20 protein-coding genes, 1 pseudogene and 1 riboswitch are annotated in these 18999 nt (G+C 53.5%); of the genes and pseudogenes, 13 read left to right on the top strand and 8 right to left on the bottom strand.

What is annotated here, in order from left to right; all coding sequences use genetic code 11:
* Positions 1-37: 37 nt before the first annotated feature.
* Positions 38-182: riboswitch (molybdenum cofactor riboswitch) on the top strand.
* From moaA to D9738_RS06375, 7 genes and pseudogenes are all read left to right on the top strand, one after another.
* Positions 170-1159, top strand: a complete 990-nt coding sequence (moaA, locus tag D9738_RS06405) for a GTP 3',8-cyclase MoaA (protein WP_001295301.1) — start codon at positions 170-172, stop codon at positions 1157-1159. Its footprint overlaps the riboswitch before it by 13 nt.
* Before the next feature lie 21 nt (positions 1160-1180).
* Positions 1181-1693, top strand: a complete 513-nt coding sequence (gene moaB / locus D9738_RS06400) for a molybdenum cofactor biosynthesis protein B (protein ID WP_000084634.1) — start codon at positions 1181-1183, stop codon at positions 1691-1693.
* A gap of 2 nt (positions 1694-1695) precedes the next feature.
* Positions 1696-2181 (top strand): cyclic pyranopterin monophosphate synthase MoaC, encoded by a 486-nt coding sequence (gene moaC / locus D9738_RS06395; RefSeq protein ID WP_000080885.1) that lies wholly within the window; start codon positions 1696-1698, stop codon positions 2179-2181.
* On the top strand, positions 2174-2419 hold the full coding sequence (moaD, locus tag D9738_RS06390; protein ID WP_000598612.1) for a molybdopterin synthase sulfur carrier subunit: 246 nt from the start codon (positions 2174-2176) through the stop codon (positions 2417-2419). The genes moaC and moaD overlap by 8 nt, the downstream gene beginning before the upstream one ends.
* Position 2420: 1 nt before the next feature.
* A complete protein-coding gene (gene moaE / locus D9738_RS06385; RefSeq protein WP_000852287.1) occupies positions 2421-2873 on the top strand; it encodes a molybdopterin synthase catalytic subunit MoaE in 453 nt (150 codons plus the stop codon).
* Between the two features lie 138 nt (positions 2874-3011).
* Positions 3012-3716, top strand: coding sequence for a Bax inhibitor-1/YccA family protein (locus tag D9738_RS06380; RefSeq protein WP_130214899.1), 705 nt, complete (start codon positions 3012-3014; stop codon positions 3714-3716).
* A gap of 125 nt (positions 3717-3841) precedes the next feature.
* Positions 3842-4024: pseudogene (locus D9738_RS06375) on the top strand (BAX inhibitor (BI)-1/YccA family protein); the annotation flags it as partial.
* 35 nt (positions 4025-4059) lie between these two features.
* Here D9738_RS06375 and D9738_RS06370 read toward each other — a convergent pair.
* From D9738_RS06370 to D9738_RS06360, 3 genes are read right to left on the bottom strand one after another with little or no spacing between them, the layout of a single operon-like run.
* Positions 4060-5016, bottom strand: a complete 957-nt coding sequence (locus D9738_RS06370; RefSeq protein WP_130259782.1) for a YbhN family protein — start codon at positions 5014-5016, stop codon at positions 4060-4062.
* The gene (gene clsB / locus D9738_RS06365; protein WP_130259781.1) at positions 5016-6257 is read right to left on the bottom strand and encodes a cardiolipin synthase ClsB; all 1242 of its coding nucleotides are present in this window, start codon (positions 6255-6257) and stop codon (positions 5016-5018) included. Before clsB ends, D9738_RS06370 begins: the two co-directional genes overlap by 1 nt.
* On the bottom strand, positions 6254-7015 hold the full coding sequence (locus D9738_RS06360; protein WP_130259780.1) for an endonuclease/exonuclease/phosphatase family protein: 762 nt from the start codon (positions 7013-7015) through the stop codon (positions 6254-6256). Before D9738_RS06360 ends, clsB begins: the two co-directional genes overlap by 4 nt.
* A 132-nt stretch (positions 7016-7147) precedes the next feature.
* Here D9738_RS06360 and D9738_RS06355 point away from each other — a divergent pair, with 132 nt between their 5' ends.
* The gene (locus D9738_RS06355; RefSeq protein ID WP_077737778.1) at positions 7148-7558 is read left to right on the top strand and encodes a YbhQ family protein; all 411 of its coding nucleotides are present in this window, start codon (positions 7148-7150) and stop codon (positions 7556-7558) included.
* Here the strand turns inward: D9738_RS06355 and D9738_RS06350 are convergent.
* Genes D9738_RS06350 through cecR form a run of 5 tightly spaced genes read right to left on the bottom strand, consistent with a single transcriptional unit; the run spans position 7520 to position 13161 of the window.
* Positions 7520-8626, bottom strand: a complete 1107-nt coding sequence (locus D9738_RS06350) for an ABC transporter permease (RefSeq protein WP_130259779.1) — start codon at positions 8624-8626, stop codon at positions 7520-7522. The two genes, D9738_RS06355 and D9738_RS06350, sit on opposite strands and share 39 nt — an antisense overlap.
* A gap of 10 nt (positions 8627-8636) precedes the next feature.
* On the bottom strand, positions 8637-9770 hold the full coding sequence (locus D9738_RS06345) for an ABC transporter permease (RefSeq protein ID WP_000070131.1): 1134 nt from the start codon (positions 9768-9770) through the stop codon (positions 8637-8639).
* On the bottom strand, positions 9763-11499 hold the full coding sequence (locus D9738_RS06340; protein WP_130259778.1) for an ATP-binding cassette domain-containing protein: 1737 nt from the start codon (positions 11497-11499) through the stop codon (positions 9763-9765). The genes D9738_RS06345 and D9738_RS06340 overlap by 8 nt, the downstream gene beginning before the upstream one ends.
* Complete coding sequence (gene hlyD / locus D9738_RS06335) at positions 11492-12487, bottom strand: secretion protein HlyD (protein WP_130205709.1); 996 nt, start codon at positions 12485-12487, stop codon at positions 11492-11494. Before hlyD ends, D9738_RS06340 begins: the two co-directional genes overlap by 8 nt.
* Before the next feature lie 2 nt (positions 12488-12489).
* Complete coding sequence (gene cecR, locus D9738_RS06330) at positions 12490-13161, bottom strand: DNA-binding transcriptional regulator CecR (protein ID WP_024191852.1); 672 nt, start codon at positions 13159-13161, stop codon at positions 12490-12492.
* Between the two features lie 228 nt (positions 13162-13389).
* Here cecR and rhlE point away from each other — a divergent pair, with 228 nt between their 5' ends.
* From rhlE to ybiB, 5 genes are all read left to right on the top strand, one after another.
* Positions 13390-14754, top strand: a complete 1365-nt coding sequence (gene rhlE, locus D9738_RS06325; RefSeq protein ID WP_130205115.1) for an ATP-dependent RNA helicase RhlE — start codon at positions 13390-13392, stop codon at positions 14752-14754.
* 156 nt (positions 14755-14910) lie between these two features.
* On the top strand, positions 14911-15351 hold the full coding sequence (locus D9738_RS06320) for a hypothetical protein (RefSeq protein WP_001522657.1): 441 nt from the start codon (positions 14911-14913) through the stop codon (positions 15349-15351).
* Positions 15351-15632, top strand: a complete 282-nt coding sequence (locus D9738_RS06315) for a type II toxin-antitoxin system RelE/ParE family toxin (RefSeq protein WP_130259777.1) — start codon at positions 15351-15353, stop codon at positions 15630-15632. Before D9738_RS06320 ends, D9738_RS06315 begins: the two co-directional genes overlap by 1 nt.
* A 170-nt stretch (positions 15633-15802) precedes the next feature.
* Positions 15803-17953, top strand: a complete 2151-nt coding sequence (gene dinG / locus D9738_RS06310) for an ATP-dependent DNA helicase DinG (protein ID WP_130259776.1) — start codon at positions 15803-15805, stop codon at positions 17951-17953.
* A 27-nt stretch (positions 17954-17980) separates the two neighbouring features.
* Positions 17981-18943: a DNA-binding protein YbiB gene (gene ybiB / locus D9738_RS06305; RefSeq protein ID WP_130259775.1), complete on the top strand. Its 963-nt coding sequence runs from the start codon at positions 17981-17983 to the stop codon at positions 18941-18943.
* The last annotated feature ends 56 nt before the right edge of the window (positions 18944-18999 follow it).

The following is an 18999-nucleotide window of genomic DNA, read 5'->3' as shown; positions in this document are numbered from 1 at the left end:
TGAATGGTAAAAATCTCATTTACGCGCTAGTATCGGCATAACCACTAAACACTCTAGCCTCTGCACCTGGGTCAACTGATATGGTGCTTTGGCCGTGACAATGCTTTGAAAGGTTGCCACCAGGGCGAAGGAAGAAATGACTTCGCCTCCCGTATCTGGAAAGGTGTACATGGCTTCACAACTGACTGATGCATTTGCGCGTAAGTTTTATTACTTGCGCCTGTCGATTACCGATGTGTGTAACTTTCGTTGCACATATTGCCTGCCGGATGGCTACAAGCCGAGCGGCGTCACCAATAAAGGCTTTCTGACCGTCGATGAAATTCGCCGGGTTACGCGCGCCTTTGCCAGTCTGGGCACCGAAAAAGTTCGTCTGACAGGCGGAGAGCCGTCTTTACGTCGCGACTTTACCGATATCATCGCCGCAGTGCGGGAAAATGACGCCATCCGTCAGATTGCGGTCACCACTAATGGTTACCGTCTGGAACGCGACGTGGCGAACTGGCGCGATGCCGGACTGACGGGCATTAACGTCAGTGTTGATAGTCTCGACGCTCGTCAGTTTCATGCCATTACCGGCCAGGATAAATTCAATCAGGTCATGGCTGGCATCGATGCTGCATTTGAGGCGGGCTTTGAGAAGGTCAAAGTCAATACCGTGCTGATGCGCGATGTCAACCATCACCAGCTCGACACCTTTCTGAACTGGATCCAACATCGTCCTATCCAGCTGCGTTTCATCGAACTGATGGAAACGGGAGAGGGCAGCGAGCTATTCCGTAAACATCACATCTCTGGTCAGGTTCTGCGTGACGAGCTACTGCGTCGCGGCTGGATCCACCAATTACGTCAACGTAGCGACGGTCCCGCGCAAGTCTTTTGTCATCCGGATTATGCCGGAGAGATTGGCCTAATTATGCCGTATGAAAAAGACTTCTGCGCCACTTGCAACCGCCTGCGTGTCTCCTCCATTGGTAAACTCCATCTCTGCCTGTTTGGTGAAGGCGGCGTTAACCTGCGCGATCTGCTGGAAGACGATACCCAGCAACAGGCGCTGGAAGCGCGTATTTCAGCGGCGCTGCGGGAGAAAAAACAGACCCATTTCCTGCATCAAAACAATACCGGTATTACGCAAAACTTATCGTACATTGGCGGATAAAACGTCAAAAGGAGAGATCAGATGAGTCAGGTAAGCACTGAATTTATCCCGACCCGTATTGCTATTCTTACGGTTTCTAATCGTCGCGGTGAAGAAGACGATACCTCCGGTCACTATCTGCGCGATTCGGCGCAGGAAGCGGGCCATCACGTTGTCGATAAAGCCATTGTCAAAGAAAACCGCTACGCTATTCGCGCTCAGGTATCTGCGTGGATAGCCAGTGACGATGTACAAGTGGTGTTGATTACTGGCGGCACTGGCCTGACGGAAGGCGATCAGGCTCCCGAAGCACTGCTGCCGCTGTTCGACCGTGAAGTCGAAGGTTTTGGTGAAGTGTTCCGTATGCTGTCGTTTGAGGAGATTGGCACAGCAACGTTGCAATCCCGTGCGGTAGCGGGCGTCGCTAATAAGACACTGATTTTCGCCATGCCGGGTTCGACCAAAGCGTGCCGCACCGCGTGGGAAAATATCATCGCGCCGCAGCTGGATGCCCGTACGCGTCCGTGTAATTTCCATCCACATTTGAAGAAATAAGTATGTCGCAACTGACCCATATCAACGCCGCTGGCGAAGCGCACATGGTGGATGTCTCCGCCAAAGCGGAAACTGTACGTGAAGCGCGGGCGGAAGCCTTTGTCACCATGCGCAGCGAGACGCTGGCGATGATCATCGATGGTCGCCACCACAAAGGCGACGTGTTTGCTACCGCACGTATTGCCGGTATTCAGGCGGCAAAACGCACCTGGGATCTGATCCCGTTGTGTCATCCGCTGATGCTCAGTAAAGTCGAAGTCAATTTACAGGCCGAGCCGGAACACAATCGGGTACGTATAGAAACCTTATGCCGCCTGACCGGGAAAACCGGCGTTGAAATGGAAGCGTTAACCGCGGCCTCCGTGGCGGCGCTGACCATTTATGACATGTGCAAAGCGGTGCAAAAAGATATGGTGATTGGTCCGGTACGTTTGCTGGCAAAGAGCGGCGGCAAGTCGGGTGACTTTAAGGTGGAAGCGGATGATTAAAGTTCTTTTTTTCGCCCAGGTACGCGAGTTGGTGGGAACAGATGCAACCGAAGTGGCTGCGGATTTCCCAACCGTTGAAGCGTTACGCCAGCACCTGGCTGCGCAGAGCGATCGCTGGGCGCTGGCGCTGGAAGATGGCAAATTGCTGGCTGCCGTCAACCAGACGCTGGTGAGTTTTGACCATCCGCTGACTGACGGCGACGAAGTGGCTTTCTTCCCGCCGGTAACCGGAGGTTAAAATGGCAGAAACCAAAATTGTTGTCGGCCCGCAGCCGTTCAGTGTAGGGGAAGAGTACCCGTGGCTGGCGGAGCGTGACGAAGACGGTGCAGTGGTCACGTTTACCGGTAAGGTGCGCAATCATAACCTGGGAGACAGCGTCAAAGCATTAACCCTCGAACACTATCCGGGAATGACAGAAAAAGCACTGGCGGAAATCGTTGATGAAGCGCGTAACCGCTGGCCGCTGGGGCGCGTCACGGTAATTCACCGCATTGGTGAATTATGGCCGGGTGATGAAATTGTTTTTGTCGGTGTTACCAGTGCGCATCGCAGCAGTGCGTTTGAAGCCGGGCAGTTTATTATGGATTATCTCAAAACCCGCGCGCCGTTCTGGAAGCGCGAAGCCACGCCGGAAGGCGACCGCTGGGTCGAAGCTCGGGAGAGCGATCAGCAGGCGGCAAAACGCTGGTAGTTTTTAGCAGGCCGGATACCGCCGCACAGCTGCATCCGGCAATTTCACCGCTCAGTACATGCGTTTACGCTGCGTCGATGCACAGCCCCATCATTTGCAGTATCCTTAAGATATTCCTTATATCTTCAGGAGAAAGTCATGGACAGATTCCCACGTTCTGATTCAATCGTACAAACCCGAACTGGCCTGCAAACCTATATGGCACAGGTCTATGGCTGGATGACAGTAGGCTTGCTGCTTACTGCGTTTGTTGCCTGGTATGCGGCCAATTCTGCCGCCGTTATGGAGCTGTTATTCACCAACCGCATCTTTTTAATTGGTCTGGTAATAGCACAATTAGCTCTGGTTATTGTGTTATCAGCGATGATTCAAAAGCTGAGTGCAGGTGTGACAACCATGCTCTTTATGCTTTATTCAGCGCTGACGGGCCTGACGCTTTCCAGTATTTTCATTGTCTATACCGCTGCCTCTATCGCCAGCACCTTCGTCGTTACTGCCGGGATGTTCGGCGCAATGAGCCTGTACGGTTACACCACCAAACGCGATTTAAGCGGCTTCGGCAATATGCTGTTTATGGCGTTGATCGGCATTGTGCTGGCATCGCTGGTCAACTTCTGGCTGAAAAGCGAAGCGTTGATGTGGGCGGTCACCTACATCGGCGTGATTGTCTTTGTCGGATTGACGGCGTATGACACTCAGAAATTGAAAAATATGGGTGAGCAGATTGATACCCGTGACGCGTCGAACCTGCGCAAATATTCCATTCTTGGCGCATTAACCTTGTATCTGGACTTCATCAACCTGTTCCTGATGTTGCTGCGAATTTTTGGCAATCGTCGTTAATTCTTTTTTCACCACCAATATCCCGGCCATGTGTCGGGATTTTTTTATTTAAAACGATAACAAACAAGAGTCTGGTATAAAAAGCAATTTATGGCGTGGTGGTTGTGTTTTTCGCATCCATCTTTCATGGACGAAATAAGCTCCTTGAACTGGCGGGAAAATGCCATAGTGAAGAATTATGGAGTTCGGTTCGTTGCGCTTTTATAGGTGCATTAACACTCTATTACTATTTTATCGGCTTCTTTGGGATACTTGCAGCAATAGCGATAACGCTTGTCTGGCAAAGGCATACGCGGTTTTTTCATTAGTCGTAAATGCACATACTAAAGAACTTAACCGAACTTCACATCGCCGCTTCATTTTTCGCCCGTAGCTTCTTCGCCTGGCTTTCCAGCAACAGGTAACAGATCAGCGCCAGCAGCAGCGGGATAAAGTAATACAGCACACGGTAAGCGAGCAGGGCGGCGATAATTGTGCCTTTGGATGTATGCTCCCCAGCCAGTAGCGCGATAAATACCGCTTCCAGCACGCCAATACCCGCTGGAATATGCACAATTACCCCGGCAATACTGCTGACCAGCAACACGCCCAGTACAAAGAAATAGTTCACGCTTTGACCAAGTAACAGCCAGATAATCGCTCCCATTACCATCCAGTTAACGCTGGAAATCAGCATCTGGGCGAGGGCGAATTTCCATGAAGGCAGCACCAGCTTTTGCCCTTTGATGGTCATATGGCGGTGCTTTGCGAAAGCGCAAAACCACAAATAAACCGCGATAATCATCATTAAGCCAATGCCGAGAATACGCAGCGTAGTTTGATCGACATACCAGTGATCCGGCAGTTCCACCACGCCTGCGGTAAAGATAATCCCTGCCAGTAAAATATAGCCCAGCCAGTTGGTGGTAATACTGAGCGAGAAAATCCGCGTAATGGTGCTACCAGGCAATCCCAGACGAGAGTACAAACGATAGCGCATACCAATGCCGCCGACCCAGGTACTGAGCGTCAGGTTGAAGGCATAGCAGATAAACGACACCAGCATCACCTGGCGTTTCGCCAGTTTGTGACCGCAGTAAAAGCGGGCGAGCAGGTCATAGCAGCCGTAAATCAGATAACTGATGACCACCAGCCCGACCGCACTGAGCAGCGCAACGCGATTGTAGTCGCGGATGACCTTCCAGACCTCTTCCCAGTCCACCTTTTTGGCGTAGACCACCAGCAACACAATCACCGCGATAAAAAACAGCCAGGTGAGGATCTTCTTTGCTAAGCGCCAGCGCGGATGTGATTTACTCATCAGGGCTTCATCCCCGAACTTTCAGTTTCGACCCGATCCTGCGTTTCCATTGCCGGTTGTGCGGGGGGATCAACTTGCGCCAGATGTGGCGTGTGCGCCGGAAGCCAGCCCACCAGCGCCGGGAAGTGGCGTAAAAAGTGGAACGCCAGCACGCTTTTGGTCAGGTTCCACCAGGTCCGTTTTGGCAGCATACTTTCATCCACTTGCTGGCAATCGGCGGTGATAATGCCGTTAAGATTGTCTCGCAGCGTCTGGTTAAAGTTTCGATCGTGGATGATGACATTTGCTTCGAGATTCAGCGACAAACTGAGCGGATCGAGATTACTGGACCCTACCGTCGCCCAGTGATCGTCCATCAATGCGACTTTGCCATGTAGCGGGCGGCGGCGGTACTCAAACACCTGAACGCCGCCTTTAACCAGATAGTTATACAGCAAGCGTGCGCCGACTCTGACAATGGGCATATCCGGTTCGCCCTGAATGATCAGTTTGATCCGCACCCCGCGCCGTGCCGTTTTACGTAAGGCGTGTAAAAATCGATAGCCGGGGAAGAAGTAGGCGTTGGCGATAATGACTTCCCGCCGCGCCTGAGTGAGCATTTTCAGATAGTGACGTTCGATATCATCGCGATGTTCTTCGTTATCGCGCCAGACCAGCAATACCTGCGCTTCTCCCGGCTGGCGGTTTTCTTCCGCTTTATGATGACGTCGCCACCAGCGTCGTGCCGCGCTCTGTCCTGGCAGGTTTTCCAGTTCAAACTGGAGAATATCTTCAACAATCGGCCCTTCGAGGCGTACCGCGTAATCCTGTTTAGCCTCTGGACCGTAGCTGGACATATGCTCAGCGGAGTAATTCAGCCCGCCAATAAAGGCGATACGCGCGTCGATCACCACAATTTTGCGATGCATCCGGCGAAACACATTGGTGCGCATACCAAAAAGGCGAGGGCGGGGATCGTAGTAGCGGAACACCACGCCAGCCGCCGTCAGTTCATTGACAAACTCATCGCTGAGATCCGGCGAACCGTAGCCATCCAGCAAGACTTCCGCTTTTACCCCGCGTTGCGCTGCTGCCAGTAGCGCCGCATGCAGCTGTTTGCCGACGTCATCCTCAAACCAGATAAACGTTTCAAGAATGATGCGTTCTTGCGCTTCGCCAATTGCTTTAAACACAGCGGGATAATATTGCTCGCCATTTTCCAGCAACTGGATCTTATTGCCTTCGCGCCAGCTACATTTCATAAATGAATCTCCGCACTTAAAGGGGCATGATCAGAAAGGTGTCGCCATGTCCGCAGCGGCAACGCGGTTGGCGCGCTGGCGCTGGCATTTTTGACGTAGATCCTGTCCAGTCGTAGTAGAGGAAATTGCACCGGAAACGTGCGCGCCGGGCGTCCGTGGGCGCGGGTAAAAATCTCATCCAGCCCGGCCTGCACTTTTAACGGATGATTAGCTTTTTGCCGCCAGTCGTTGAAATCACCCGCCACCAATACCGGTTCGCCGTCCGGCAGCTCATTCACCCATTCGGCGAGCATCGCAATCTGCGCCTGACGGTGCGCCTCACGCAGGCCCAAATGTACGCACATCACATGAATCGCTTTCCCGGTCATCGGCGGCACAATGCGGCAGTAGAGCACGCCGCGCTTTTCCGCACCATCGACCGAAACATCACGATTCTCATAATGTTCAATGGGATAGCGCGACAGTACGGCGTTGCCGTGATGCCCTTCCGGATACACAGCATTGCGACCGTAGGCAAAATCGCTCCACATTGTGTCGGCGAGAAACTCGTAGTGCGAGGTATCGGGCCAGTTTTTCACATGTAGCGGATGAACTTCGTGCGCGCCCATCACTTCCTGCAGGCAAACTATATCGGCGCCGACGGTGCGCACGGCGTCGCGAAGTTCCGGCAAAATGAAGCGTCGGTTAAACGCGGTAAAACCTTTGTGAATATTGATGGTGAGTACCTTGAACGAAAAATGTTGTGTTTGATCGGGCATAATTTTCCCGTTTTGGCCTCTTATCTCATTGAAATAGTGTAGTCGGCGTCACAAAAAGGTGCGGTCTTACGGAATTTTCCGTAAAGTTCGGTACTCTGAGTAAGTAGAGATAAATTCTTCAGGAGAGAAGCCATGAAGTGGCAACAACGTGTTCGTGTCGCAACTGGCCTAAGTTGCTGGCAGATTATGTTGCATTTACTGGTAGTGGCGCTGCTGGTGGTGGGCTGGATGAGTAAAACTCTGGTTCACGTCGGCGTGGGATTATGCGTGCTGTATTGTGTCACCGTGGTAATGATGCTGGTGTTTCAGCGTCACCCCGAGCAACGCTGGCGTGAGGTGGCGGATGTGCTGGAAGAGCTGACCACCACCTGGTATTTTGGCGCGGCGCTGATTGTGCTGTGGCTGCTGTCCCGCGTACTGGAAAACAACTTTTTGCTGGCGATTGCAGGGCTGGCAATCCTTGCCGGCCCGGCGGTAGTATCTTTGCTGGCGAAAGATAAGAAGTTACATCACCTTACGTCTAAACATCGCGTACGCCGCTGACCCTGTCGTGGCCGTTATCACCAGTAGCGGCCACAAACTGTTCCACACAATATCCAGACTCGCATCCTTCAAATAAATCTGCTTGGTAATGTCCGTAAAGTGGCGAATAGGGTTAATCCACGTCAGGTTTTGCAGCCATACTGGCATGTTCTCCACCGGCGAAACGTAACCGGAAAGCAGAATGGCGGGCATCATAAAGACGAACACGCCGATAAACGCCTGCTGTTGCGTTGAACAAAGTGATGAAATCAACAGACCGAATCCCACCAGCGATAAACCGTAAATCACCATCGTAAAGTAGAACAGCGCCAGCGATCCGGCGAAGGGGATTTGATACGCCCAGATACCAATCGCCAGCACAATGGTGGCCTGGAAGGTGGCGACAATTAATGCCGGTACGGCTTTGCCGATGAATATCTGCCAGGTGGTGAGCGGCGAAACCAGTAGCTGATCGAGCGTACCTTGTTCACGTTCGCGGGCGACGGAAAGTGAAGTGACGATCATCACGCCGATAGTGGTGATCATGGCGATCAGCGACGGCACCACAAACCATTTGTAGTCGAGATTCGGGTTATACCAGTTGCGTACCACCAGCTCGCTGTTGTTGGGTTTCGGTTTTCCTTCCAGCAGTTCCTGCTGATAATTTTTGACGATCTGTTGTAGGTAGTTAGCGGCAATTTGCGCACTGTTGGAGTTACGCCCGTCGAGGATCAACTGCAACGGCGCGCTCTGGAAGGTATCCAGTTTGCGCGAGAAGTCAGCCGGGAAACGCACCAGTAGGAGCGCCTTTTGTGTGTCGATGGTCGGGCGGATCTCCTGTGGGCTTTTCAGCAGCAGCACATGGGTAAAGGCGCTGGCGCGGGCAAAACGTTGAGTAAGTTCTACCGAGTGCTCGCCGTTATCTTCATCGTAGATGGCGATGGTGGCGTTGGTCACTTCCAGCGTGGCGGCGAACGGGAACAGGATCACCTGAATCAGCACGGGTAAAATCAGAATCGCGCGGGTTTGCGGTTCGCGCAGCAGCGACTGCAACTCTTTGCGGATTAACGTCCATAAGCGATGAAACATGCTCTTCTCCCTAATCCAGCCGACGTTTGGTTTTAAGCCATGTCAGGCCGATAAACATCACCGCCGAAGCGATCAAAAACAGCACGTTCACCACCAGCACCACTGGAATATTCCCGGCGAGGAACAGGCTTTGCAGGGTGCTGACGAAATAACGTGCGGGAATAATGTACGTCACCGCGCGGATCACCGCGGGCATACTGTCGATCTGAAATATAAAGCCGGAAAGCATAATCGACGGCAGGAACGCGGCGTTCAGGGCGACCTGAGCGGCGTTGAACTGGTTGCGGGTAATCGTTGAAATCAGCAGCCCCATCCCCAGGGTACTGAGTAAAAACAGGCTGGAGATAAAAAACAGAATCAGCAGCGAACCGCGATACGGCACGCCGAGAATAAACACCGACACCAGCATACACAGCAACATCGCCAGCATACCGAGGAAGTAATAAGGGATCAGCTTACACAGCAGCAGTTCCGTGCGGGTAATCTCCGTAGAGAGCAAAGCCTCCATGGTGCCGCGCTCCCATTCTCGCGCCACCACCAGCGAGGTGAGAATCGCGCCGATGACCGTCATGATAATGGTCACCGCACCGGGGATAATAAAGTGTTGGCTTATCGCCGCCGGGTTAAACCAGTAGCGGGTTTGTACATCAATAAGCGGTTCAAAAGTCTGCCCGTTATCCTCCGCTCGCTGCATTTGCCAGATCTGCCAGATCCCTTCGACATACCCCTGCACAAAGTTGGCGGTATTCGGCTCACTGCCGTCGGTGATCACCTGAATCGGTGCGGTGGCGTTGGCGCGCTCCATCTGTTCCGCAAAATCCACCGGAATCACCACCAGACCACGAATTTTTCCCGCCTGCATTTTGGCGATCAGTTCCTGACGGTTATCGCTGATGGTGGCGTCGATGTAGGGCGAACCGGTCATGGTGTGGGTGAAATCCAGCGCCGCTTCGCTACGCTGTTCCAGTAAAATCCCGACGCGCAGCTTGCTGGAGTCGAGGTTAATGCCGTATCCAAAAATAAACAGCAGTAGCAGTGGGATCACTACCGCAATCAGCCAGCTACTCGGATCGCGAACGATCTGCCGCGTCTCTTTGACGCACAGCGCCCGCACGCGACGCCAGGAAAGGATCGGATTACTCATTGCCATGCTCCTTATCCCAGTCGTGGATCAGCTGAATAAAGGCTTGCTCCATAGTGGGATCGGGTTGCTCATTGTTAGCCGACTGTGCTTTCAAATCGTCCGGCGTGCCGCTGGCGATTAATTTCCCACGGTACACCAGGCCGATGCGGTCGCAATATTCCGCTTCATCCATAAAGTGGGTGGTGACCATCACCGTGACGCCTTTCTCTACCATGCTGTTGATGTGCAGCCAAAATTCACGGCGGGTGATGGGATCAACGCCGGAAGTTGGTTCATCGAGAAACAGAATGTCCGGTTCATGCATCAGCGAACAGGCCAGTGCCAGCCGCTGTTTAAAACCTAATGGCAGTTCATCGGTGGCGTGTGAGGCAATACTTTTCAGGCCAAATGCCTCGCTCATACGGGAGATTTTTTCGTTCTGCGCCCGACCGCGTAAGCCATAAACACCAGAAAAAAAGCGTAAATTCTGTTCGACCGTCAGGTTGCCGTAGAGCGAAAACTTTTGCGCCATATAGCCGAGATGCTGGCGCGCTTTACCTGAACTCTCTTTCAGATCCATCCCCAGTACCAGCGCCTGACCAGAGGTCGGCACCAGCAAACCACACATCATCTTAAAGGTGGTGGATTTACCCGCGCCGTTTGGCCCGAGCAAACCAAAAATCTCCCCACGTTTAACGGCAAAGTTGACGTGATCGGTGGCGGCAAAATCACCAAATTTCTTGGTCAGTTCTTTCGCTTCGATCACCGTCTCGCCAGGTGTACCTTCCACCGTATGTAATATTGCGCCCAGCGGCGATTCTGAGGTTCCGGCACCGCCCAGCAAGTCAATAAACGCATCTTCAAAGCGGGGCGTGGTTGGGTTGATGTCGATTTCCGGCATCCCGTCGGCATGGCGAATATCGTCTGGCGTGGCCTCTTTTTTGAGGATCAGGCGTACCGATTTCCCCTGAATCATGCCGTCGCTGACCTGTGGCAGTTTCAAGGCGCGTTGCAACAGTTTGCGGTTGCCCTCGTGTGGACTGGTCATCAGAAAGCTGCGTCCGGCCATGGTTTGCGTCAGGGCCGTCGGTTCTCCCTGATACAACAACTCGCCTTCATTCATCAGCAGCACATCGCGGCACTGTTCGGCTTCGTCGAGATACGAGGTGCTCCAGAGGATTAACATTCCTTCGCCTGCCAGCTCATGCACCATCTGCCACAGTTCGCGCCGTGAGATAGGGTCAACGCCGACGCCGGGCTCATCGAGCAGCAACACTTTCGGTTCGCCCACCAGGGTACAGGCCAGGCCGAGTTTTTGCTTCATCCCGCCGGAGAGCTTGCCCGCCAGCCGTCCGGTAAACGGACCAAGAGACGTAAACTCCAGCAGGCGAGCAAAAGTCTGTTTACGTGCTTCACCGGTGACGCTGCGCAAATCCGCGTACAGATTGAGGTTCTCCATCACCGTCAGATCTTCATACAGACCGAATTTCTGCGGCATATAGCCGAGAACGGCGTGCAGCGCAGCGTCGTTTTTGATCGGATCAAAGCCAATCACCGTGGCGCTGCCGCTGTCGGGTTTCAGTAATCCCGCCAGCATCCGCATCAGCGTGGTTTTGCCCGCACCGTCCGGCCCCACCAGCCCCGTCACATAACCGGCATGAATGGTACAATCGAGCGGCGCGACGGCGGGCTTTTCCATGCCCGGAAAGCGTTTTTCCAGGCCGTTCAGCGTGATAACGGCATCATTCATGTCCTGCCTCGTTACCGAATTGTACCGTCACCGGCATTCCCTGGCGTAACGCATCATCGGCGTCGGTCACCACAATACGCAGGCGATAGACGAGGTCGGTACGCAGATCCGGCGTTTCGACGGTTTTCGGCGTAAATTCAGCGGTTGGCGAGACAAAGCCAATTTGTCCGTGATAGGGCTTATTCGGGCGACCATCGGTATAAAGCAGCACTTTGCGACCTGGCTGGGCCTGGTCGAGATTACGTTCGTCAACATAGGCACGTACCCACACCGGACGCGTTAGTGAAACGGTAAACACTGTGCCACCTTCATTGAGCACCGTGCCAGGCTCTACCGCGCGGGTTAACAGCGTGCCATCAGACGGAGCTACCAGCGTTGAGTCCTGTAAATTCAGTTCCGCCTGCGCCAGTTGCGCCTGTGCCTGTTCGAGGCTGGCTTTCGCCTGGGCGATGTCCTGTTCACGGTTACCGGAACGGTACTGACGCAATTTATCCTGTGCTGATTTCAGCGTGGCTTGCGCCTGGTCGCGCGAGGAGCGGGCATTTTCCAGGTCATTTGCCGAAATGGTGCGGCTTTTCCACAATCCTTGCTGACGAGCATAGAAGTTCTGTGCATAGTCATAAGCGGCCTGTGCCTGTTTTACAGCGGCGGCAGCCTGAGCGATTTCTTCATCGCGATACCCGGCAAGCATCAGGTCATACTGCGCCTGCGCCACCGAAACGCCCGCTTTCGCCTGCATCAGCGCAATCTCATATGGCTTGTGATCCAGCTCGCCCAGCACCTGACCCGCTTTGATCGCATCACCTTCGTCCACCGCCAGCGATTCAACGCGACCACCGACACGGAAGCTCAGATTTACGGTGCGAATATCCACATTGCCATACAGCGTCAGGCCGTTATCCTGGCGACTTTGATACCACCAGTAGCCTCCGGCAATCACGGCGGCAAGTACCACTACCGCCAGTCCAATCACGACAGGTTTTTTCATCACTACAAACTCCTTTGCGATAATCCTTGCAAAATCAGGTCGATATGACAGGTTACCGTCTGGTTAATCAGTTCGGTCTTTTCTTCATCGAACGCGGTCCAGCCGGTACGTAACAGAATCGTTTCTTTGCCGAGACGAAACGCCAGAATCTCGCCGATCAGCGCATGGGTATGAAGGATCATGCGGGTGTCATTGGCGTCGCAGCCGGTCCAGGCGGCAATCAGGCGTGTCAGGTGGCTGTGTAGCGGGCTAATCACCTGTTCATGCACCAGATGGTAGGCCGCCGTGGGAGAGAGCTGTTCACGGGAGATAAACTTGCTGAGGTTGACGGTGTCATCCTGGGTGAGCAGTTGGATCATGTTCCTGCAGGCGCGAAGGATCAGTTCGCGGATAGCGGCGCGATCCGGCTGTGGTTGTGCGAACAAGCGTTCGGCTTCCTCGGCGTGCGGACGGAACTGCTCGCCAATAAAATCGGCAATCCACTGGGCGCAGGCGAGGTACAAATCTTCTTTCGAACCGAAGTAATAGGTAATGGCAGCGATATTCTGCCCGGCCTGGGCGGCGATATCGCGGGTGGTGGCGTTCATTCCATACTCACCAAACTGTGCCAGTGCCGCAGCAATCAGCTGTTTTTTCGCCTGTTCACCTTTGGTTGTCATGGCAGGACTATTCATAGCACAGCCCATTCTTAATCAAATGATTGATTAAGATTATGACTCATTTTTAGCGTTGTCCAGTATGGCCAGGAATTTTAGCAACGCCAGTCACAGGGATAATTTATGCGCTGCGTCACAAAAACTGCTACACTCCGCTCCCTCATGACATTGTGGTTTTTGTCATTTTCCTTTTCAGTATCTCCCTGAAAACTACACCGGTAACGGTCGGGGCGGTTCGGAGTAGTTATGTCTTTCGATTCTTTGGGTTTAAGCCCTGATATCCTGCGCGCCGTTGCCGAGCAAGGTTACCGTGAACCCACCCCTATTCAGCAGCAGGCGATCCCTGCGGTGCTGGAAGGCCGCGACCTGATGGCCAGTGCCCAGACCGGCACGGGCAAAACAGCGGGCTTTACGTTGCCGCTACTACAACACCTGATTTCCCGCGAGCCGCACGCCAAAGGGCGTCGTCCGGTACGTGCGCTCATTCTTACCCCGACCCGTGAACTGGCGGCGCAGATTGGCGAAAATGTCCGTGATTACAGCAAATACCTGAACATTCGTTCGCTGGTGGTGTTTGGTGGTGTGAGCATTAACCCGCAGATGATGAAACTGCGTGGCGGCGTTGATGTTCTGGTGGCAACGCCGGGACGTTTGCTGGACCTGGAACATCAGAATGCGGTGAAGCTGGACCAGATAGAAATCCTCGTCCTCGATGAAGCTGACCGCATGCTCGACATGGGCTTTATCCACGATATTCGTCGCGTGTTAACAAAACTGCCAGCGAAGCGCCAGAACCTGCTGTTCTCCGCCACTTTCTCTGACGATATTAAAGCGCTGGCAGAAAAACTGCTGCACAACCCGCTGGAAATCGAAGTGGCACGCCGCAATACCGCGTCTGATCAGGTGACCCAGCACGTTCACTTTGTTGATAAGAAACGCAAACGCGAATTGCTGTCGCATATGATTGGTAAAGGGAACTGGCAGCAGGTGCTGGTGTTTACCCGTACCAAACATGGCGCTAACCATTTGGCGGAACAGCTCAATAAAGATGGCATCCGTAGTGCGGCGATCCACGGTAATAAATCGCAAGGTGCGCGTACTCGTGCGCTGGCCGATTTTAAATCGGGCGATATTCGCGTGCTGGTGGCAACTGACATCGCTGCGCGCGGTCTGGATATCGAAGAACTGCCGCACGTCGTCAACTATGAACTGCCAAACGTACCGGAGGATTATGTCCACCGTATCGGGCGTACCGGTCGCGCGGCAGCTACTGGTGAAGCGTTGTCGCTGGTATGTGTTGATGAACACAAACTGCTGCGTGATATCGAAAAACTGCTGAAAAAAGAGATCCCGCGCATTGCGATTCCTGGCTATGAGCCGGACCCGTCAATCAAAGCGGAACCAATCCAGAATGGTCGCCAGCAACGTGGTGGCGGCGGTCGTGGGCAAGGTGGTGGTCGCGGTCAACAGCAACCACGCCGCGCTGAAGGTGGTGCGAAGTCTGGTAATGCGAAGCCCGCAGAAAAACCGTCTCGTCGCCTCGGCGATGCCAAACCGGCAGGCGAGCAACAACGTCGTCGCCGTCCGCGTAAACCTGCCGCTGCGCAGTAATCTTTTATGCCGGGCTATGCCCGGCATCTTCGCAACAAGTCTCTTTCTACCGCAATTATATCTTGGGCAATTTACGATCAAGGTGCTGCAACTTATTATTAATTGCGCTATCTTTAATTATAAATTGCATGCCGTATACAAAGAGGTTAGCGCATTATGGCACCAGAAACGATCGATCACTCAACCTTACATAAACTGGTTGAATCTGGCGTAGTGGATGCAGCACACGTTATTGGCACTCAGGGAGGCTGGTCGTTGACCGTGAAATACGGCCACACTGAACGGCCTCTTGCAGCACAACGCAGTCGGCAAATTCGCTTGTTTAAACGGCTGGAAACGGTTGTCAACTACCTGAAAGATGTTGGTATTGCCCGGTTTGAAGTCGACGCCTCTAATTACGACCCGGACGGTCAGAAGAAAACGACCCGACCTGACAGGGCAGAGGCATTAAAACGAGCTCATGAAGCTGCCGCGTATGATGCCTGGTTTCGTGAACAGGTGCAGGCCGCCATTGACGACCCACGTCCGGCACTCTCTCATGAAGAGGCCAAAAGTCTATTTGCTGCCCGTAAAAAAGCCTTGTTGAAGGGGGATTAATACGTCTGGAATGGAAGCCAATGTCCCTGTCTGACAGGGAGCAAATCATGGAATACATCAGTAAAGATAATCCGCAAGCGGCAATTGCCCTGGATAATCAATTTGAAGCCATTGCGGAACAGGCATGTGAACGCCCGGATATGTACCGGGCCGGACGAGTCGCTGGTACACATGAAGCCGTTGTCAGGCCGCATTATGTGCTTATCTATCAAGTGGAGGGCGATACGCTCTCGGTATTGCGTGTTTTACATACCGCCCTGCAATGGCCGCCAGCGCAATAAGCCTGCGTGCATTGTCTTTTACTACGCAATGATGCTTCTTCTGCTGCGGGAAAATCTCACCTCCAGTAAACGTTATTGCGAGCCGCTTTCCAGAAACAGAAAAACCATTACCCCTGAAAACCGAAAAATGCCACAATATTGGCTGTTTATACAGTATTTCAGGTTTTCTCATGGCATTAACCGCCGCGCTTAAAGCGCAAATCGCCGCCTGGTATAAGGCGCTTCAGGAACAGATCCCCGACTTTATTCCCCGTGCGCCGCAGCGGCAGATGATTGCGGACGTCGCCAAAACGCTGGCCGGAGAAGAAGGACGCCATCTGGCGATTGAAGCGCCCACCGGCGTTGGGAAAACGCTCTCCTATTTGATCCCCGGCATCGCCATTGCCCGCGAAGAGCAAAAAACGCTGGTGGTGAGTACCGCCAACGTGGCGTTGCAGGATCAGATCTACAGCAAAGATTTACCGCTGCTGAAAAAGATCATTCCCGATCTTAAATTCACTGCCGCTTTTGGGCGTGGGCGCTACGTTTGCCCGCGTAATCTGACGGCGCTCGCCAGCACTGAACCCACGCAACAAGATCTGCTGGCGTTTCTTGACGACGAACTGACGCCAAATAATCAGGAAGAGCAAAAACGTTGTGCGAAGCTGAAGGGCGATCTCGACACTTATAAATGGGATGGTCTGCGCGATCATACTGATATCGCGATAGATGACGATCTCTGGCGTCGTTTGAGTACCGACAAGACCAGTTGCCTTAACCGCAACTGTTATTACTATCGCGAATGCCCGTTTTTTGTTGCCCGTCGGGAGATTCAGGAAGCGGAAGTGGTGGTGGCAAACCATGCGCTGGTGATGGCGGCGATGGAAAGCGAAGCCGTATTACCTGACCCGAAAAATCTGCTGCTGGTGCTGGACGAAGGTCATCACCTGCCGGATGTGGCGCGAGATGCGCTGGAGATGAGCGCCGAAATCACCGCACCGTGGTATCGGCTACAGCTGGACTTGTTCACCAAACTGGTCGCTACCTGCATGGAGCAGTTTCGCCCGAAGACAATCCCACCGCTGGCGATCCCTGAGCGTTTGAATGCGCATTGTGAAGAGTTGTATGAGCTTATCGCCTCGTTAAACAACATTCTCAATCTCTACATGCCTGCCGGACAGGAGGCAGAACACCGTTTTGCGATGGGCGAACTGCCTGATGAAGTGCTGGAGATCTGCCAGCGGCTGGCAAAACTCACCGAGATGCTGCGTGGTCTGGCGGAGTTATTTCTTAACGATTTAAGCGAGAAAACTGGTACTCATGACATTGTGCGTCTGCACCGTTTGATTTTGCAGATGAACCGCGCGCTGGGGATGTTTGAGGCGCAAAGCAAACTCTGGCGGCTGGCCTCGCTGGCGCAATCTTCCGGTGCGCCCGTGACCAAATGGGCGACGCGGGAAGAGCGCGACGGGCAGCTGCATCTCTGGTTTCACTGCGTGGGAATACGTGTTAGCGATCAGCTGGAAAGGCTGCTGTGGCGCAGCATTCCGCACATTATTGTCACCTCCGCGACCTTGCGATCGCTGAACAGTTTTTCGCGTTTGCAGGAGATGAGCGGGCTGAAAGAGAAAGCGGGCGACCGCTTTGTGGCGCTGGATTCTCCCTTCAACCACTGCGAACAGGGCAAAATTGTTATTCCTCGGATGCGCTTTGAGCCTTCCATTGACAACGAAGAACAGCACATTGCTGAAATGGCGGCGTTCTTCCGTGAGCAGGTGGAGAGCAAAAAACATCTCGGTATGTTGGTACTGTTTGCCAGCGGGCGTGCGATGCAGCGGTTTCTCGACTATGTGACGGATTTACGGTTGATGTTGCTGGTGCAGGGCGATCAGCCGCGTTACCGTTTAGTTGAACTGCATCGCAAACGCGTCGCCAACGGTGAGCGCAGCGTACTGGTGGGTTTACAGTCTTTTGCCGAAGGGCTGGATTTGAAAGGCGATCTTCTCAGCCAGGTGCATATCCACAAAATCGCTTTTCCGCCTATTGACAGCCCGGTGGTGATCACCGAAGGAGAATGGCTGAAAAGCCTCAACCGCTATCCGTTTGAGGTGCAAAGCCTGCCGAGCGCCTCGTTTAACCTGATCCAGCAGGTTGGGCGTTTGATCCGAAGCCACGGCTGCTGGGGGGAAGTGGTGATTTACGATAAACGCTTGCTGACCAAAAACTATGGCAAGCGACTACTGGATGCATTACCGGTATTTCCGATTGAGCAACCGGAAGTCCCTGAAGGTATAGTTAAAAAGAAAGAAAAAGCGAAATCCCCACGCCGTCGGCGGCGTTAATGATGTGAGTCAGGTAAGGAGTCGTAAATGGACTATCGCAAAATCATTAAAGAGATCGGGCGCGGGAAAAACCACGCGCGCGATTTAGACCGGGATACTGCGCGCGGTCTGTATGCCCATATGCTCAACGGTGAAGTCCCTGACCTCGAGCTGGGCGGCGTATTGATTGCGCTACGTATCAAAGGGGAAGGGGAAGCAGAGATGCTCGGCTTTTACGAAGCCATGCAAAATCACACCATCAAGCTGACGCCGCCTACCGGCAAGCCGATGCCCATTGTCATCCCCAGTTACAACGGTGCGCGTAAACAGGCCAACCTGACGCCGTTGCTGGCACTTCTGCTACACAAACTCGGTTTTCCTGTGGTGGTTCACGGCGTTAGCGAAGATCCAACCCGCGTGCTGACCGAAACCATTTTCGAACTGATGGGTATTACGCCAATGCTACATGCCGGGCAGGCGCAGGCGAAGCTCGACGAACATCAACCGGTGTTTATGCCTGTAGGCGCGTTTTGCCCGCCGCTGGAAAAACAACTGGCGATGCGCTGGCGGATGGGCGTGCGTAACAGTGCGCATACCCTGGCGAAACTGGCGACGCCATTTGCCGAAGGTGAGGCGCTGCGTCTTTCCAGCGTTTCGCATCCGGAATATATCGGGCGAGTCGCAAAATTCTTTAGCGATATTGGCGGACGAGCGCTGTTAATGCATGGCACCGAAGGTGAAGTTTATGCTAATCCGCAACGCTGCCCGCAAATCAATTTGATCGACCGTGAAGGGATGCGGGTGCTGTATGAAAAACAGGACACTGCTGGCAACGAGCTACTGCCACAAGCAAAAGACCCGGAAACCACGGCGAAGTGGATTGAGCGTTGCCTGGCTGGCAGCGAACCGATTCCTGAATCGCTGAAAATCCAGATGGCTTGCTGCCTGCTGGCGGCGGGTGAAATGGCAACCGTTAACGACGGTCTGGCGCGCGTTAATCAGGCATTTTAATTTTTTTCTCCGCCGGATGAGCAATGTCATCCGGCCTTTACCCCACCGCAATATGA

Origin of the sequence: Escherichia sp. E10V5 (assembly GCF_004212315.1) — a bacterium.
Lineage (GTDB): Bacteria > Pseudomonadota > Gammaproteobacteria > Enterobacterales > Enterobacteriaceae > Escherichia.
Note: the sequence above shows the minus strand (reverse complement) of the source record. Positions and strands in the feature narration are given on the sequence as shown.

Coding starts and splice junctions, on each gene's coding strand:
- moaA (WP_001295301.1), top strand. CDS start 170: ATGGCTTCACAACTGACTGATGCATTTGCGCGTAAGTTTTATTACTTG.
- moaB (WP_000084634.1), top strand. CDS start 1,181: ATGAGTCAGGTAAGCACTGAATTTATCCCGACCCGTATTGCTATTCTT.
- moaC (WP_000080885.1), top strand. CDS start 1,696: ATGTCGCAACTGACCCATATCAACGCCGCTGGCGAAGCGCACATGGTG.
- moaD (WP_000598612.1), top strand. CDS start 2,174: ATGATTAAAGTTCTTTTTTTCGCCCAGGTACGCGAGTTGGTGGGAACA.
- moaE (WP_000852287.1), top strand. CDS start 2,421: ATGGCAGAAACCAAAATTGTTGTCGGCCCGCAGCCGTTCAGTGTAGGG.
- D9738_RS06380 (WP_130214899.1), top strand. CDS start 3,012: ATGGACAGATTCCCACGTTCTGATTCAATCGTACAAACCCGAACTGGC.
- D9738_RS06370 (WP_130259782.1), bottom strand. CDS start 5,016: ATGAGTAAATCACATCCGCGCTGGCGCTTAGCAAAGAAGATCCTCACC.
- clsB (WP_130259781.1), bottom strand. CDS start 6,257: ATGAAATGTAGCTGGCGCGAAGGCAATAAGATCCAGTTGCTGGAAAAT.
- D9738_RS06360 (WP_130259780.1), bottom strand. CDS start 7,015: ATGCCCGATCAAACACAACATTTTTCGTTCAAGGTACTCACCATCAAT.
- D9738_RS06355 (WP_077737778.1), top strand. CDS start 7,148: ATGAAGTGGCAACAACGTGTTCGTGTCGCAACTGGCCTAAGTTGCTGG.
- D9738_RS06350 (WP_130259779.1), bottom strand. CDS start 8,626: ATGTTTCATCGCTTATGGACGTTAATCCGCAAAGAGTTGCAGTCGCTG.
- D9738_RS06345 (WP_000070131.1), bottom strand. CDS start 9,770: ATGAGTAATCCGATCCTTTCCTGGCGTCGCGTGCGGGCGCTGTGCGTC.
- D9738_RS06340 (WP_130259778.1), bottom strand. CDS start 11,499: ATGAATGATGCCGTTATCACGCTGAACGGCCTGGAAAAACGCTTTCCG.
- hlyD (WP_130205709.1), bottom strand. CDS start 12,487: ATGAAAAAACCTGTCGTGATTGGACTGGCGGTAGTGGTACTTGCCGCC.
- cecR (WP_024191852.1), bottom strand. CDS start 13,161: ATGAATAGTCCTGCCATGACAACCAAAGGTGAACAGGCGAAAAAACAG.
- rhlE (WP_130205115.1), top strand. CDS start 13,390: ATGTCTTTCGATTCTTTGGGTTTAAGCCCTGATATCCTGCGCGCCGTT.
- D9738_RS06320 (WP_001522657.1), top strand. CDS start 14,911: ATGGCACCAGAAACGATCGATCACTCAACCTTACATAAACTGGTTGAA.
- dinG (WP_130259776.1), top strand. CDS start 15,803: ATGGCATTAACCGCCGCGCTTAAAGCGCAAATCGCCGCCTGGTATAAG.
- ybiB (WP_130259775.1), top strand. CDS start 17,981: ATGGACTATCGCAAAATCATTAAAGAGATCGGGCGCGGGAAAAACCAC.